Genomic DNA, 14,743 nt, shown 5'->3' with positions numbered 1-14,743 from the left:
TTTGGCAACCGGAAGTTTTGGTCGGAAGGTTACTACGTCAGCACAGTGGGGTTGAATGAAGCGACAATCCGTAAATATATCAGAGAGCAAGAAAAGTCAGATTTACTTCAGGATAAACTAAGTACACGAGAGTATAACGACCCCTTCAAGGGGTAAGCCAAAGCAGCAAAGACACTTAGCTTGAACGAAGAGAAAGCAGCGTCATTTAGGCGCAGTCGGTAACATGCCCTTATAGGGCTAGAGCAAACCACCCGCTGTGCGGGTGGTTATGATTTTGTTTTCATGACTATCTAAAAATTAAATTCTGTCTTTTCTTTTAGTCAGTAATAAATTAGCCAACAACCAAATTATTTTGCTTTTAGAGTTAATTATTTTTAGCCTAAATAAAAATTTATTTTTCTTCCGGATAAATTCAGCATCTTGTCTTTGATAAGAAAAATCGGATAAAAAAGAAGAAAGTTCATCAAACCTTTTGGAAGCTAGCATTTTCCACATTAACTGGCCTTTTAAGCTTAGGGCTTTTGACTTAACCTTTTTCATAAAGATTTCACGATCTTTTTTGTGGTATTGTAGGTTCATATCTTGATAGATTTTATCCCAAGCTTGGATTTCATCTATATAATTCTTTACATCCCACTTCTTATTCATGATGGAATCATTTCGGTAAATATAATTATAGAGATATTCTGGGATGTAAGAAAATTTCGCCTTACAGATACACAACAAAATAAATGAAATATCTTCTCCTACAATTAAGCTTTCATCAAACCAAATTTTATTTTTTAGCAAGAACTCGCGTTTTATTAACATGCAACAAATGCCAAAATAATCAAAATTCAAAAAATTGAATGCTAGATTATTTAAATTTCGATAATCTTTAGAATAAATCTCTTTGCCTGTATAAACGTTTTTGAACAAACAAAAAGTAATATCACTCTTTGTTTCACAATTTTTTCTCAATACTGATTCAATAAACGACGGCTCAAAAGAGTCATCACTATCTAGGAAGATGACGTAATCTCCTTTGGCTTTACTTAAGCCAAAGTTTCTTGCTGCGGAAATCCCTCTGTTTTCTTGAGAAAACACCTTAATATTAAAGTATTGTTCAGACAGCCGGTTAAGAGTATCCATTGTGCCATCAGTCGATCCGTCGTTGATAATGATAATCTCAGTGTTTTTATATGTCTGATTCAGAACACTATTAATAGCATTTTCTATAATATCTTCGACATTAAAGGCCGGGATGATAATTGAAACTAATATATCATTATTCATAATAGTACAATCCGCTAGTTACTTACAGGAATCTTTTAGATTTATTCAACAAAGAGCTTTCAATACTGAATATATACTCTGATATAAATACATGTGTGAATTGAACCAACATCGGTGTTCCTGCTCCTAATTGTCAAATTTAAAGACATTTAATTGATTATCAATCTGATTGATATGAGGTATTATACTGCTTTTCCCTCATTAATTGTATCAATTAATGACTAAGGTGAAGATTTACTGTGAAAAATGTTCTCTATCTAGCAACATTATTAATCCCTCACTAATAAATCAGTCCTGTATCATCACACTTCCATCATCTTTTTATAGCTTTTAAGCTATATTTTTGCTGTTATACCAGAACGGACATTAATTTTAGCACAATTTAGAAATATAGCTTCCTATAGACTGATAATTGCTGCAAGATTAAAAACGGCTATCCGAATCCAAATTTGTAGAACATCAGAATTTTCTGTATAAATAATCGGTATATTTTGCACCAATAAAGTTTACACAGCAGGATCATTTTTCATTATATGAAATCAATTACATAATATAATTATAATACTAATTAAAATAAAAAATTATTCAGAATAAAATTCTGATGAAAATATTTATCGTTAACCTAAAGAACGATGTAGAATGAAAAAAATCCATACAATATCAAGCTGAAAAATTAGAGCTTAATGTTGAATTCATTGAGGCTATAAATGGCCGAGAATTATCACAAGATGAAATTAAAATACTTTCCCCAGATTTTTATAAAAGTGCAATGACTTTGGGTGAGCCAGGTTGCTCTTTAAATCATTTAAAAATTTACTAAAAAATGATTAAAGAAAATATACAATTAGCTTTGATTATGGAGGAGGATGCTGAAATAGGTAGAGATATTAGAGAAATATTGGATTTTTCAATAACTATAGACAATAAAAAACCCCACATACCAACATGTTTTTTAAGCAAAGTTAATGAGTACATAGATACTTTCAAAAAACCACTCATCAAAGATTACCATTTAGTTAGTGTTATATACCTAATAGATTTCGAGTTGCAGCGAGGCGGCAAGTGAACGAATCCCCAGGAGCATAGATAACTATGTGACTGGGGTGAGTGAAAGTAGCCAACAAAGCAGCAGCTTGAAAGATGAAGGGTATAGATGCGGCTTTAACTCATGGTTATTTTATAAACAAATCTGCCACAAAACGTTTATTTGACTTCTTACGGCCTGTATGGATAGTGGCAAACGAGTGGAAATTACTTAGAGAAAATAATGTAATCAAACTTAAAGCTGTTGTGCCTTCCGTTATAAATCTCACAGAACATTCCTGTAACTCATCTATAGGAAATGAAGGACATTCAACAGTAAACGAGTTAGATATACAAAAAATAAAACGCAAATTTTTAACAGCCTTGCGTTTGATATTTTGGCGTGTATTTATCCGTTCATGGGTAAAAAAAGTCAGTCCATAATTATAGATACAATCAAATATGTATAACTATGAATTACATAACAGTCCTTTCATTCAACTTATCTTTTAAAGCTCCTTTGTTATTCAATATCGGAAACAATTGAGATATCAACCTCATTACTATAATCGAATTATATACCCGTTATCTTTCAAGTTGCCTCTTTGTTGGCTGCACTCGCTCACCCCGGTCACATAGTTTGCTATGCTCCCGGGGATTCACTCCCTTGCCGTCTCGAGGTATCTTGAAATCCATAGGGTATAGATTTATTAATGACTTTCCCGTTTTTATGATTTTATCTAATAATAATATTAAAGGCTTTTTTAACGCTAGGCGTATCCGTGCGGCTAGTATTAGCTGAATTCATGTCTCGCCGCTTCTGCTAAAAAGTGGCTTCGGTCTCGATATTGTGCCGGACTTTCTTTGACACGATTATCAATACGTTGAATGAGCGTATCAGGCAGTGAGACATTAATACGCTGCTGCTTTCCGGAAAATTCAGACAAATCAACATCAATAACAAACCAGCTATCAACATATTGATATTCTGTGTTTTTCTCATAAACCAGATAGCCAGTATCCTGAATATGTTCAACTGTTCTATTATTTGCGACCATATCTTCTACTGTTAGCAAGATAGCCTCACGCGCCATTATCGCGATGTCTTCTTTATTATCAGCGGCAGAAAAACAGCCATAATTTTCAGTACACAACGCAGGAATAACCAGACCATACGCAGTATTTTCATCTTTCGGCAACTCAACACCTACTGAGAAAAACATGATGACCTCCAAAGTCTTATAGACAATAGGTAAATCTTTTTTAGGATACAGAACTGGGAATATTTTTCCAGTTGTGGATGACTACCTCTAAGTTCACCCCCAAAGGTAATTAGCCCTTTATCAATTCAGTCGATTTCATATATCTTCTTAACCTAACATTAAGATACACACATGCACACAAAGCAAATTTATTTATCTTAAGTGAACTATATCAAAACAATGGATAGGAGAGAGATTGACTAATGTATAGTGCTGCAAAATATAGTGTTACGGTAGGTCTAAACCCAGAATTCAGAGAATTATTGCTTAGGATACATTGTGATGAAATCTCTGAGCAAATAAAGCAGATGACGCCAAATTTCATGCCTATTTATTAGACAAATGGTGCTTATAATACATTCATAGTTAGGGTGTTTTTCTTTCAATTATCATTTTGATTATTTATTGACACTCAGATCTGCCCAATTTTTAACATGTCGGGTCCCATTGAATACTTTTAAAAGCTGCTTTGACAAAGCTTGCTGTCAGTTAGTGAGCTACAGAAAACATTGGTTTATCAGAAACCGTCAATTTGGCGAAAAGTGCCGTGCCGGGCAGCCGGAAAATTAATGGCAAAGCACTGACCGGGGATGTCAGTTTGAATGCCGGGGATGTGGGGGCATGCTGGGCGCATAGTGGCGCTATTTCGATTGGCGGCGGGGGAACATGGACAACAGAGGAGTTTTTGCAATGGCTAAAAAGCCAAGGGGCCTTTAATTATCCATATTGGATGTGTAAAGGGTCCTGGTCATACGCCTCAAATCGCACAATCAATGACACAGGCTGCGGTAATGTCTGTTTAGCCGGTGCTGTTATCGAAGTCATGGGTGTAGACGGTATAACAACAATTCGTGTCACAACACCAACAACTACTGATAATAATGGCATCCCCAATGCACAATTTACGTATATTAATCATGGAGGAGCTTACGCTCCGGGCTGGCGTAGGGACTATAACACAAAAAACAAACCCTCTGCCGCAGATGTGGGTGCTTTACCGATTTCGAGTATTTTAAATGCTCAAACAGGCAGCTTAAGAATCAATAATGCTTCAAATTGGCCGCACCTCGAATTTGAAGCGGCAAACAAACAATTGATTGGAATTGAAGCAACTCTGGGTGGTCGTTTTACAATTTACGCTAACGATGCAGCTGTCAATCGCAGGTATACCCTATTAACACCAGAAAAAAACGGCACGTTAGCAACACTTGATGATGTTTTCGCTGTAAATAATATTCCGGTTGGTGCTCCAATTCCGTGGCCATTACCGAATGTGCCTGCTGGCTATCTTGCATGCAATGGTCAATCATTTAATAAATCGCTATATCCACAATTAGCCACTGCTTATCCATCAGGTGTGCTTCCTGATTTGCGCAGTGAATTTATTCGTGGTTGGGATGATGGGCGCGGTGTAGACAGTGGTCGGGGGATTTTGTCATGGCAACCACAACAAGTTCAGTGGCACCAGCACGTTGGTGGTCACGGTGGTCGGGCGCAAGGAGCATTCGGTGTAACAAATCTAGCCGGCCATCCTGGCTCGTATCGTGATGATGCACAGCAAACTTTACCGTTCACAAATAACGGTAGTGATTATCAAGGATTTACAAATAGCGGTGCTGTCGGCAACGAAACCCGTCCCCGCAATATTGCATTTAACTACATAGTAAGGGCAGCATAATGACAGAGCAAAAATACTCTTTAGAACCTGAAACGGCAGTCTTAGGTAAAGATGGATTGGCAGAAAATGCGGGCTGGTTGACGATCTACCATGCAGCACCTCATTCAAGGGAATTTATTGGCTCGACACCAGAATATCTGATGAAGGGGGTAGGCATACCGGCGAGCTCCTACACAGATGCGCCAACACTGCCCAAATCTGACTCTATGGCTGTTAGGCGCACAGCAGACGGAAATCACTGGGAAATTGTACCCGATTGCCGCGGAAAAACAGCTTACAATACACAAACTCGCTTACCGCAAGAAATTACTGATTTGGGTGAATTACCCGGAACTCTAACATTCAAACAACCTGCGACTCATTTTGATAGATGGGATGGCTCGAAGTGGGTAACTGACAAAGCGGCAATAAAGGACAGTGAAATTGAACAGGCAGAACAACTACGCGGCATACTGTGTGCACAAGCTAATGAAACCATTACATTGCTCCAATATGCCGTTGATGCTGAATTGGCTTCAGAAGAAGAACAGGCACTGTTGCTTGCATGGAAAAAGTATCTGGTATTGTTGAACCGTGTTGATACTTCATTGGTCCCCGATATTAAATGGCCTGAGATGCCAGAATGATAACAATAAGGGCTGCTTATGCAGCCCGATAACAAAAACACATATCATTATAGTTTTTTAGGCCAGTTAGTGTCTGGTTGTAGCGAGCAACATAATATCACACAATTAAACAGTGAAGTACTATGATTAAGCCGATCACCTGGCTTTCGTTTACTTCGGCATTTCCGGCCACTGAACATTAGGTGCTTGCAGAATATCTACACGAGTAAGCAATACTCTGTATTTCTTCCATTCCAGCAAAGCGGCTTTCTCTGAGTCTGTAGCGACTTCTAAGTCAACAGAGTCTTGTAGCAATGAGAGCGTTTCATTTGCTTGTTGTAACAGTGCTGCTTGTTGTTGCTTAGCTTCATTAATCTGATGAGATTTGAGAAGGTCTTTATCAACTATCCACTCTTTACCGTCCCATTTATCATAATCCGTATCGGGTTTTTTGAAGGTTAGTGTTGCGGGTAATTCCCCAATTTCTGTTATCTCAATCTGTGCTTGCGTTAACGTGTCGTAAGCTATTTTGCCACGGTAATCAGTAAGTATTTCCCAACACTTACTGTCTTCACTGCGACAAACGGCTTCGTCATGAGATGTCGGCAGTTCTGGCGCATCAGAATAGGCACCCGCTGATAAACTGACACCCAGCATGACATATTCAATGTCAGAGACTGTGAATTCTCTTGTTATCTGATTCGAGTGATAAACCTTTATCCAGCCTGCTTGAATTGCTAATCCGTCTTCACCCAATACGGCTGTTTCGTGTTCTAAAGAATATTTTTGTTCTGTCATTATGCTGCTCTCACTATGTAATTAAATGCGATGTTACGTGGACGGGTTTCGTTTGCAGTACGTACGACACGTGATGCGTCAAATGTTACGTTATCAGCACCAGTTTCCCCCGCTGATTGATTTACAGCAAGTCCCGACGACGAGTTAAATTTTCTATCAAAACAGCCAGTTACGTTTTCTAGCTGTGACCAGCTTCGATGACGACGAATTGTAAAACCGCCAATAATGTTTTGAAGTGCGTCACCTTGACACGACCCGCACACCCGACCCGGATCAACACCTCGGCTATCATCCCACCCCCGGATAAACTCGCCCCTTAAATCGGGTACCCTACCGGCAGGATAAGCTTCTGCTAGCATTGGGTATAAAGACTTATCGAATGATTGACCGTTGCAAGTGAGGTATCCAGCCGGGGTATATCTATGTGGATACGGAAGCGGGACGCCGACGGGGACGTTGATATCATCTAGCATTGCTAACATGCCGGATTTCTTCTGTACACTTGCGTAATAGATTGTATCGCCGTTTTTGTCTCTATATGAGATTGTTAATGGGTCTTGCCCGTCGGGATTTGCATAAATTTGAACGTATCTACCATCTTTTTTTTCTAATTTGATTCCAGGATATTCATGATTAGCAACAACATTTAAACTACCGCATGTAAACTCATCTTGTGATTTTTTCCGCGCATATGTGCTATCTGCATCTGTTTTAGATACCGCATTATTTGCCTTATTCACCGTTTCCACTAAACCAAGGTTTTTTATAAACTCACTTTTATTAGGGATATCTGCGCCATTTTGGTTTTTTGCCAATCTGCTGTTGGCATTATCTGTAGCCCTGTTCGCTTCATCATGAGCATTTTTAGCTGCTACATTTGCCGTATTTGCAAAATCGTATGCATTCTTAACTGCTTTTGGCGTCGCCGCTAAGGTTTCACTTGTGCTATTTGTCGCACTACTCAGTTGTACAACGCCCTTCTGAGTCAATGAGGCATCAGAAACACCACTCAATTTGCTCTCAGCGATTTTTCTAACATCGTGAACCGCTTTCGGCGTCGCCGCTTGATCTTCTCTGTCAGAATTTGTCGCGCTGTTGAGTTGCGATATGCCTTTCTGCGTCAATGAAGCATCAGGGATTTCTGTAGTAATTTTATGTTTTAATGCTAAATCCAATTGCGCTACGAGTTTCTCCAGGTCTCCATCATCCATAACGTCTTCACCGGTTTTTTCTGCAATGTATTTCCCTATCACCGCGGCAATAACCGAAGATTGGCGCCAAACTTTATTTAATCGTTCACTCCTCGCTATTCCTGATTTAAATCCCTCCTCAATAAAATCTGCACTTTCATATTCTTCTTGTGATAAAGTATTCGCGTTTTCACCAATGGCAAATGCTTTAAAATCATTTTTAGCCATTTCTAACCCTCCACTATATGGTAATTAACCGTTATCCCCATAGGTTTAAGTGAGAGATAACCCTGATGGATGATTTCTTTAGTAATAGTACTAATTGATTTACCTTTAACAGTCACGGTAAATGACATATCTAAGTTGTCTTCGAAAGATACAGACAGGCCATTATTTGAGTGAATAAAACTCAGGATGTTATTAAACGATTCGGCAGTTCCATCCCAGTTATTTGCGCCTATTTTAGCTTTGATGACGACGCGATAATTATCATCATCCAAGTTGATATAACTTTTATCACTGTCAAACCGCCCTTTCCATCTGCCACTATCAAATCCTAAGTCAGTAATATCAAAGGAGAAGTAATAGGAATCAATCGGAGTCTGAATCATTCGATTTCTTCCTACCCATTCACCAATAATATCAAGCTGTTTGCCAACCGCTTTATCAAGATCAAAACTGCTAATCAGTAAGTCTGTTGTCAACGCATTCTGGTTGAAAATATCCGTCACAGCTTCAAGCATCCTGACATATTTTTTACCTTCCATGTGATATGCAGGAATCAATTTCATATATTTGTTCATTCGATCACCGTTATTATTTTAATATTTTCAGGTGAACATGTCGGCGCTTCATTAAAAGCAATGTTAATGTTCTCCGCTCCTAATGTCGATGCTGATTTTCCCACTATCACAGATAATACTTCATATGTCTGTCCACCGTTTTTATTGCATAAATTTGCCGGTACAAATAAACGAGTCACATATACTCCATCACCAATATAAAGGGATTTTATATAGTTAGACATTTCATTACGAATATTATTGCCAATATCTGATGTATATCCGATAAAGGGTTTAATGTGTATTTCAACGTAAATTGGCACCAGTGTAGGGCGATAGAAGTTTATCGTTTTTTTATTACCATAATCATCGGTAATCGTTTCAGAGGTGGTGCCAAATGTCGGTATGCCCGGCGTTTTTTTCAATAAGATAGTCCGGGCAATCTCTTTCGAGTCTCCACCATCAATGACAAGTGCAATGCTATGAGCGGGTATGCCATTTTCATCCGCTTTGTCCGAGTCGTTGTCATATCCCCGGTAACGTGAAACCCCATGCAGGTTGGCAATTGCTCCCATCAGTCCATCTATAATAGTTCTCGAAGGCAGCGCAACGGAAACCGCTTGCCGTATTCGCAGTTCTACATCGGTTTCAATTCCCCGACCAAGTGTAGCCGCAACCGGGTTCGTCACGGTTTGCCAGCCCAATGTTGGCGTAGCAATTTGATTAACCGTGTGAGGTAATGCGCCGATTGCACCCGATTTTTGACAAATCGCGGTCACAATAGCCTGCCCGTGTGTATCTATAATGACTTCATCCGGTAGTGACCAAGCGTTTCCCGCATCATCCCGGACAGAAGCGTTACGGATAACGGTGCCAGCTCGACCAGTAACCAAAATATCCACTGTTGAGTTACTGGCGCTTTTTCTGGTGATGCCGTTGATTTTGACATTGCGGGAAAGCCCTTCGCCCACCGCGGTTGCCGGGCTAAATGAGTTATAGGAGGCAATGGTTGCGTTGTTACAACCGTGAATAACGTATGCTATTAGCGATAAAAAAACACCGTCTTTACTGTCAGATTCAATGTAAATATCGTCCCCATAAATATCCCTGAATATCGTCTTCCAGCTATTCAAGATGGTTTGATAATCAGGAGCATTGATCCCATTTTTATCAATAGCAGGTAACATTGTGTTGATAATACTTTCATACATCAGCAGTTACTCCTGTCTGTCCATAAATCGTGTCAATCGTGGCTGTAATGGTGATTTTTCTTGTTTCCGGGTTTCTTTCACTACGGTATTGGGTAATGCTCTCTACACCCGGCGTTTGCAGTATTCGCTGTCTAATAATCAGGTCATAAAAACCCGATGTGCCTTTACCCAACACGTCGTCGTAATCTGTCCCCTCTCGGTTATCAAGAAACCATTCGCCACTGCGCAACATCAGGCGAGTTTTCACTGCCTGTGCGACCGCTTCCGGTGAGTTGATAAGAAAACCCGCCTCTCCACGACCAAATACATAGTCGTTGTCAATTTCTCTTCTGTATCTCATTGAGGTTTCCCCGTCTTACCGCCACCTGATTGCACACCACTATGTACATGGTTTTTAAGGCTAATCCCTGCCGCTGTCACATCATTACTCACCGTGACCGGGCCTTGCATGGTTGCGGTGCCACCACCAGCGCCCATGCCCTGTGATAAATTGCCGTTAATGGTGACGTTGCCATTTAGGAAGATGTCAGGTGAAGTGATTTCAGTACCGCCATTGGCTGTCGCAATAAGTTTTGCCGATGTGATAATCGTGACGTTATGGCTGTTGGGATCGAGTTCGATATAAGCCGCTCCATCATCACTTCTCAACTGAGCAGCGTTTGTGCTGATACCCGATATTTTTTGTTGCTGGGATTGTGGGCCAATAATGGCAAATCCATCAGACAGGTTGTGCTGCCGGGGATCGACCGGCTCCTGCACACCGCCAGATTGCCACCAATAATCAATGCAGCGATCAGCAAATACGACCAGGCATTCATCACCGGCTTTTATCGGGAAGGTTAATGTCACACCACCGCCCCTTGGGAATATAACCGGCACATCCACTAACAGCGGTAAGGATACCGATTCCAGTTCCCCATCTTTTTGCCTGATTTTCCATCTGATGGCCGGTTGCGCGGTGATGGTTACCGCATCAGCATTAAATGATTGAATAATGCAAGGCAAGGAGACATACAATCCGGCGCTAATGACTTCTTGCATAGCAAAAAAGACCGCTTCAGGTCTATTGAGTCGTTCGTCAGTATTTATCATTCGCTCTCTGCCTTATCCTTATTGTGAGTTGATTGATTCAGCAAAGTATGATCGCTCTTGGCGATACACATTATTGTCATGTACCACTCTGTTTCGCGGGTATCGCCGGAATACTCCACATTGAAGACAATGTAATCACCATCAGCATCCAACATTGCCGGTTGTGCTTTTGCATCCTTATGATCACCAGATTGAGCAGCTTGTTTAGTCGCCGGATCAACCGGTTTGATTGAACGGTTATCCAGTCGGATTAATGTCCCGGGGCGGATATTCGGATTAATTAAGCATGTAACGTTAATACCTGAGCCAATAGTTTGTTCAGGCATACCGATAAGGCCTGTTTTTGATGTAAGGACAATGGCTTCAGTTAAGTATTTATTTTTGGGTACAATGTGTAGTTTGTTATCTTCATAGCGCCAATTAGCATCACATTGTTTTGCCAGATTAGAAACTTCATTGCGGTGCATGCCAAAAAGTACTTTTCCCCTGGGTGATGCTGATTTACTGAATTCAGGGCGTAGACCGGCGGTAATGCCATATTTGGCAATATCACGCATTAGCAAATGATCTAAATCTGCTTGCGAATATCCAGCCGCAATGGTGGTATTCACGGTCGCATAATTGTGTGCTTCATCCCCGTCCGCTGCATGAATTACAACACAAGTATCCGTTGCGTTGTCTCTTTTTACATACGTGTACTGAATTTGGCCTGAGAATATTTGTCCTGAGTTCTCCTTGTAACCCGCCACAAATTTAATCTTTTTAAATTCATTTTTACGTAATTTATTACTAGTTTCGTTATTGAGGTTATATATAGTAAAAATACCAGTAGCAGGATTGGAAGATTCCGTTCTGCTAATGTTAAATGTGATTTTCAGATCTGATAAATTTACTTTTTCGCCATCTTTGTCTACAACGATAAGGTGGCATTCTCTTATCCATTGTTTTGACATAATTCACCTAATTAATAGAAATAAAAGAACCGCAATTAAGCGGCGTATGTAATAAATTATTACAGAATATCTTACCCTTCCTCTCATCAAGTTAACTTATTACAAAGTATAACCTGTCCTCTTTACCAAGATTATTCCTGAAAGGTTTCTCCTGATTTATATCACCATAAAAAATTAATGAGCCGTTAAAACCAAGATGACGATATTGTTCCAGTAAGTCAACCCCAAAAACCAACGGTAAACCTGTGACAATAAATTCACTGTCCGGCGTCATAATATCCAAAATCCAACCCGCGATATCACGCCACATTAATCTCATTTTATAGTTAATGCCATTTAGCTGAATATCGAATTGCTGATTTTGCGGTGATAAAGGAATTTCTACAACCCTAGCCATTTTTTACCTCGCTCTATAATAAAATCAAGAATAATTTTTGGCATTGATGGCTTCACCGTGACTTTGGCGCCCATATTAACTACAGGTGCTGTATCTTCAGGATTTTTCATATTTTCCGCCGGCGCGGCCTTATTCGGTGACGTTTCAACAATAACAATTTCACGTAGGTTTAAAACTACCGATAAAACATTTTCACTGGTTTTATCTGTTGTGACACTGATATCTTTAATCAACATATTTTTATATAAGCGCTTTCCCGTTACGACATCAAACGGTTTATGTGATGCCCTTAGGTCAAGTAACTGTTGATATATATCGCGCGGGCTGGTTCCAAGGTTTAGCCCGGTAGAAATATCAAATACCTTTGTTGTATCAATAATATCAAGCAGCGAACCACCACCGGCGAAACCTAAATCCATTCTCACTTCCGATGGGCTGTCATAAGCATGATCACTGAATGTCACCCCCTGCTGGACCGGATGATCGGTGATATTCGATACATCCGTATGTGTTTCTGAAATAATGACACTCGGTACAATGACACCTATTTTTCTCTTTTGCTGAGAAAACATGACTGATAATATATCCATTGTTATCTCACCTGTGTTTGCATATTTCGAAGGAGCATACTGTGAGTGCGTTCTATCGTTTCTCCGGTCAGTCTCGCCGTTTCTTTGGGAGATTCAACGCCATTAATCTCAATATGATAATTTACTTCTCCTATTCCCGGCATATTATTGCTGGCAGATATTGGCACACGATATAATAAAGCGGGAGTAAATTCCTGATGATTCACCATATTATTGATATTTGTCACCGCACCATTGATCATTCGGTGATCAATGGACATATTTCGCAAAGAATGAACCACATGATTTAAATGTCCAGCCCGCTTTGGCGGTTTATTCGCTGGCTGTAGCTCTGCCATAATCGCTGACCTGATAAATTCTGGTGAATAGGGATTACCACCACTTTCCACTATCATCATGCTATCAATCAGCCGTTGCATCACATCAGGATCAGTGAGATCAAGGACCGTATCCTTAGAAACTCCCATCATTTTAGATACATTGGCAATGTACTGTTTGGTTTTATTATGATCTTTCTTTGGTGCCCATACCGGAACAATACTTGCAATAGTCTGTAGCTTTGTTCCTGTAGTTTTACCATGAAAATAACGACTCAACTGGTGAGCAGTAGCCCTTAATCCACTGAATGCATCTGGATACTTAGCAAATCTGGGTTTTGGGTTATCTTCAGGTACCGCTCCTGTCTGATGTACAAAGTTCATATTTAATGGATTGTTATTCCGTACTCCTCGCGAAGACTTTAATCTTTTTAGCTTTGCGGCTGTAAGCTCACTATTAAAGATATTCGTTGGCGGATTAACTGGAGTATTTAACTCCTTAGGAGCATCGTGATGCTCAACAATGCCAGCCTTAAGATGATCTTTATTTAATTGCTTATTCTTTCGTTTCTTCTTCGTTTTACTTGATCGTTCTGATACTTTACTGGAAATATCAGCAACTTTCTGGCTATGTTCTTTGTCGATTATCGTTTTCTTATCATCAATTTGTTCTTGGTATTTTTCATATTTATCTTTGCTGAAAAATGGAGTCAGGTCAGAAGCAATATAAATCCCATGTGTTGACATCCAATTATTAAGTTGATCATATGTTATAAGTGGTTTTTTATTTGCATCATATTCTCTTTTCCGCCGTGACAATGTTTCAGCTATTGTTTCGTGATTTTTCTTTGCTTCTTCCTGTAATGCATTTAATCGACTATTAAAATCAAATAATACTCCCAGAACAATTTTTCTTCCTGTAAATTTCCACAATTCATTCAATGTCGCCAATAAACCTTTCGCAGAAATTTCTCCTTTGTCTAACCATTTGACTAATTTCTCAACGGCATTAAATATGTCATCACTATCAAGTGTGCCGATATTTTGATTAGCACAATCCGTTGTTACTTTTAATAACTGCTCACCCATCGATGCAGCCAAGGAAGCAGTATTAAAATGGCGACCATTTGTAGCATGGGATTGAGCATCAATACACGGCAGAAATGTCTCTACGCTTCCCACAACTAGGCTGACACCACTATTAATAGATTTAATTTTTTCAATTGTTGCATCTGTTTTTTGCAACTGTCCGCAAAGTTTGTCCAGCCCATTAGCGGCTTGAGCGATAAAATTAACCACCGCTAATGTGGCTTCTTCAATTTCCGCCCTCATTTTGAGAATACTAGACGTGATTTCGGCAGTAACAGCCATAAATTTACGCTGCCCTACTTCATCAACATCAAACTTAAGTGATACCAGGAAATCTTTAATTATTTCAGCATTACTGCTCATTTCGCCACCTCTCTATCATGGCCTCATTTTCCGATTTAACATCAAGGGCATCGTTCATCAATGCAATATCAGCCAGATCAAGGACGCTGTTTTTCAACGATTCATAACGGCACATGCC

18 protein-coding genes and 1 pseudogene are annotated in these 14,743 nt (G+C 39.6%); 6 read left to right on the top strand and 13 right to left on the bottom strand.

Annotated features, from left to right (window positions below):
- Positions 1–156 (top strand): transposase (locus tag AACQ83_RS10845; RefSeq protein WP_192881008.1); only part of this gene is annotated, 156 nt, incomplete at its 5' end.
- 141 nt (positions 157–297) lie between these two features.
- Here AACQ83_RS10845 and AACQ83_RS10840 read toward each other — a convergent pair.
- Positions 298–1,275, bottom strand: coding sequence for a glycosyltransferase family 2 protein (locus AACQ83_RS10840; RefSeq protein WP_112877487.1), 978 nt, complete (start codon positions 1,273–1,275; stop codon positions 298–300).
- Positions 1,276–1,927: 652 nt separating this feature from the next.
- Between AACQ83_RS10840 and AACQ83_RS24630 the strand changes: the two genes are divergently transcribed.
- Together AACQ83_RS24630 and AACQ83_RS10835 are read left to right on the top strand one after the other, a co-directional pair.
- Complete coding sequence (locus AACQ83_RS24630; RefSeq protein ID WP_112877640.1) at positions 1,928–2,095, top strand: glycosyltransferase family 25 protein; 168 nt, start codon at positions 1,928–1,930, stop codon at positions 2,093–2,095.
- A gap of 320 nt (positions 2,096–2,415) precedes the next feature.
- Positions 2,416–2,742 carry a hypothetical protein gene (locus AACQ83_RS10835; protein ID WP_112877489.1) on the top strand — a complete coding sequence of 109 codons (327 nt, stop codon included), beginning with the start codon at positions 2,416–2,418 and terminating at the stop codon, positions 2,740–2,742.
- A 350-nt stretch (positions 2,743–3,092) separates the two neighbouring features.
- Here the strand turns inward: AACQ83_RS10835 and AACQ83_RS10830 are convergent, their stop codons facing one another.
- A complete protein-coding gene (locus tag AACQ83_RS10830; protein ID WP_112877491.1) occupies positions 3,093–3,521 on the bottom strand; it encodes a type II toxin-antitoxin system HicB family antitoxin in 429 nt (142 codons plus the stop codon).
- A 649-nt stretch (positions 3,522–4,170) separates the two neighbouring features.
- On the opposite strand from AACQ83_RS10830, the pseudogene AACQ83_RS24625 reads away from it, so the two are divergent.
- The 3 genes and pseudogenes from AACQ83_RS24625 to AACQ83_RS10820 all read left to right on the top strand — a co-directional run.
- A pseudogene (locus AACQ83_RS24625) lies at positions 4,171–4,590 on the top strand (hypothetical protein); the annotation flags it as partial.
- 63 nt (positions 4,591–4,653) lie between these two features.
- Entirely contained in the window at positions 4,654–5,238 is a 585-nt protein-coding gene (locus AACQ83_RS24620) for a tail fiber protein (RefSeq protein ID WP_445260529.1), read from the top strand.
- Positions 5,238–5,864, top strand: a complete 627-nt coding sequence (locus AACQ83_RS10820) for a tail fiber assembly protein (protein WP_112877494.1) — start codon at positions 5,238–5,240, stop codon at positions 5,862–5,864. Before AACQ83_RS24620 ends, AACQ83_RS10820 begins: the two co-directional genes overlap by 1 nt.
- 150 nt (positions 5,865–6,014) lie before the next feature.
- Here AACQ83_RS10820 and AACQ83_RS10815 read toward each other — a convergent pair whose 3' ends face one another.
- From AACQ83_RS10815 to AACQ83_RS10765, 11 genes are all read right to left on the bottom strand, one after another.
- Entirely contained in the window at positions 6,015–6,641 is a 627-nt protein-coding gene (locus AACQ83_RS10815) for a tail fiber assembly protein (RefSeq protein ID WP_112877496.1), read from the bottom strand.
- On the bottom strand, positions 6,641–8,059 hold the full coding sequence (locus tag AACQ83_RS10810) for a phage tail protein (RefSeq protein ID WP_112877498.1): 1,419 nt from the start codon (positions 8,057–8,059) through the stop codon (positions 6,641–6,643). Before AACQ83_RS10810 ends, AACQ83_RS10815 begins: the two co-directional genes overlap by 1 nt.
- A gap of 2 nt (positions 8,060–8,061) precedes the next feature.
- On the bottom strand, positions 8,062–8,634 hold the full coding sequence (locus AACQ83_RS10805; RefSeq protein ID WP_112877500.1) for a DUF2612 domain-containing protein: 573 nt from the start codon (positions 8,632–8,634) through the stop codon (positions 8,062–8,064).
- On the bottom strand, positions 8,631–9,824 hold the full coding sequence (locus tag AACQ83_RS10800) for a baseplate J/gp47 family protein (RefSeq protein ID WP_112877502.1): 1,194 nt from the start codon (positions 9,822–9,824) through the stop codon (positions 8,631–8,633). Before AACQ83_RS10800 ends, AACQ83_RS10805 begins: the two co-directional genes overlap by 4 nt.
- Positions 9,817–10,164 carry a hypothetical protein gene (locus tag AACQ83_RS10795; protein ID WP_112877504.1) on the bottom strand — a complete coding sequence of 116 codons (348 nt, stop codon included), beginning with the start codon at positions 10,162–10,164 and terminating at the stop codon, positions 9,817–9,819. The genes AACQ83_RS10800 and AACQ83_RS10795 overlap by 8 nt, the downstream gene beginning before the upstream one ends.
- Positions 10,161–10,916 carry a phage baseplate assembly protein V gene (locus tag AACQ83_RS10790; RefSeq protein ID WP_112877506.1) on the bottom strand — a complete coding sequence of 252 codons (756 nt, stop codon included), beginning with the start codon at positions 10,914–10,916 and terminating at the stop codon, positions 10,161–10,163. The genes AACQ83_RS10795 and AACQ83_RS10790 overlap by 4 nt, the downstream gene beginning before the upstream one ends.
- Positions 10,913–11,869, bottom strand: coding sequence for a phage protein (locus tag AACQ83_RS10785; RefSeq protein WP_112877508.1), 957 nt, complete (start codon positions 11,867–11,869; stop codon positions 10,913–10,915). Before AACQ83_RS10785 ends, AACQ83_RS10790 begins: the two co-directional genes overlap by 4 nt.
- Before the next feature lie 91 nt (positions 11,870–11,960).
- Positions 11,961–12,266, bottom strand: coding sequence for a phage baseplate plug family protein (locus tag AACQ83_RS10780; protein ID WP_112877510.1), 306 nt, complete (start codon positions 12,264–12,266; stop codon positions 11,961–11,963).
- A complete protein-coding gene (locus AACQ83_RS10775) occupies positions 12,251–12,856 on the bottom strand; it encodes a phage baseplate protein (protein ID WP_112877514.1) in 606 nt (201 codons plus the stop codon). The genes AACQ83_RS10780 and AACQ83_RS10775 overlap by 16 nt, the downstream gene beginning before the upstream one ends.
- Positions 12,857–12,858: 2 nt before the next feature.
- On the bottom strand, positions 12,859–14,625 hold the full coding sequence (locus tag AACQ83_RS10770; protein WP_112877516.1) for a hypothetical protein: 1,767 nt from the start codon (positions 14,623–14,625) through the stop codon (positions 12,859–12,861).
- Positions 14,615–14,740: a DUF6889 family protein gene (locus tag AACQ83_RS10765; protein ID WP_255417038.1), complete on the bottom strand. Its 126-nt coding sequence runs from the start codon at positions 14,738–14,740 to the stop codon at positions 14,615–14,617. Before AACQ83_RS10765 ends, AACQ83_RS10770 begins: the two co-directional genes overlap by 11 nt.
- Between the last annotated feature and the right edge of the window lie 3 nt (positions 14,741–14,743).

This window comes from Photorhabdus sp. S10-54, assembly GCF_963878145.1.
GTDB lineage: Bacteria > Pseudomonadota > Gammaproteobacteria > Enterobacterales > Enterobacteriaceae > Photorhabdus > Photorhabdus kayaii.
The sequence above is the reverse complement of the archived record's forward strand: the minus strand, read 5'-3'. Positions and strand labels throughout refer to the sequence as shown.

Excerpts from the sequence above, each read along its gene's own strand:
- AACQ83_RS10765 (WP_255417038.1), bottom strand. The coding sequence starts at position 14,740 with ATGTGCCGTTATGAATCGTTGAAAAACAGCGTCCTTGATCTGGCTGAT.
- AACQ83_RS10810 (WP_112877498.1), bottom strand. The coding sequence starts at position 8,059 with ATGGCTAAAAATGATTTTAAAGCATTTGCCATTGGTGAAAACGCGAAT.
- AACQ83_RS10840 (WP_112877487.1), bottom strand. The coding sequence starts at position 1,275 with ATGAATAATGATATATTAGTTTCAATTATCATCCCGGCCTTTAATGTC.
- AACQ83_RS10820 (WP_112877494.1), top strand. The coding sequence starts at position 5,238 with ATGACAGAGCAAAAATACTCTTTAGAACCTGAAACGGCAGTCTTAGGT.
- AACQ83_RS10795 (WP_112877504.1), bottom strand. The coding sequence starts at position 10,164 with ATGAGATACAGAAGAGAAATTGACAACGACTATGTATTTGGTCGTGGA.
- AACQ83_RS10830 (WP_112877491.1), bottom strand. The coding sequence starts at position 3,521 with ATGTTTTTCTCAGTAGGTGTTGAGTTGCCGAAAGATGAAAATACTGCG.
- AACQ83_RS10775 (WP_112877514.1), bottom strand. The coding sequence starts at position 12,856 with ATGGATATATTATCAGTCATGTTTTCTCAGCAAAAGAGAAAAATAGGT.
- AACQ83_RS10800 (WP_112877502.1), bottom strand. The coding sequence starts at position 9,824 with ATGTATGAAAGTATTATCAACACAATGTTACCTGCTATTGATAAAAAT.
- AACQ83_RS10790 (WP_112877506.1), bottom strand. The coding sequence starts at position 10,916 with ATGATAAATACTGACGAACGACTCAATAGACCTGAAGCGGTCTTTTTT.
- AACQ83_RS10770 (WP_112877516.1), bottom strand. The coding sequence starts at position 14,625 with ATGAGCAGTAATGCTGAAATAATTAAAGATTTCCTGGTATCACTTAAG.
- AACQ83_RS10785 (WP_112877508.1), bottom strand. The coding sequence starts at position 11,869 with ATGTCAAAACAATGGATAAGAGAATGCCACCTTATCGTTGTAGACAAA.
- AACQ83_RS10805 (WP_112877500.1), bottom strand. The coding sequence starts at position 8,634 with ATGAACAAATATATGAAATTGATTCCTGCATATCACATGGAAGGTAAA.
- AACQ83_RS10815 (WP_112877496.1), bottom strand. The coding sequence starts at position 6,641 with ATGACAGAACAAAAATATTCTTTAGAACACGAAACAGCCGTATTGGGT.
- AACQ83_RS10780 (WP_112877510.1), bottom strand. The coding sequence starts at position 12,266 with ATGGCTAGGGTTGTAGAAATTCCTTTATCACCGCAAAATCAGCAATTC.
- AACQ83_RS10835 (WP_112877489.1), top strand. The coding sequence starts at position 2,416 with ATGAAGGGTATAGATGCGGCTTTAACTCATGGTTATTTTATAAACAAA.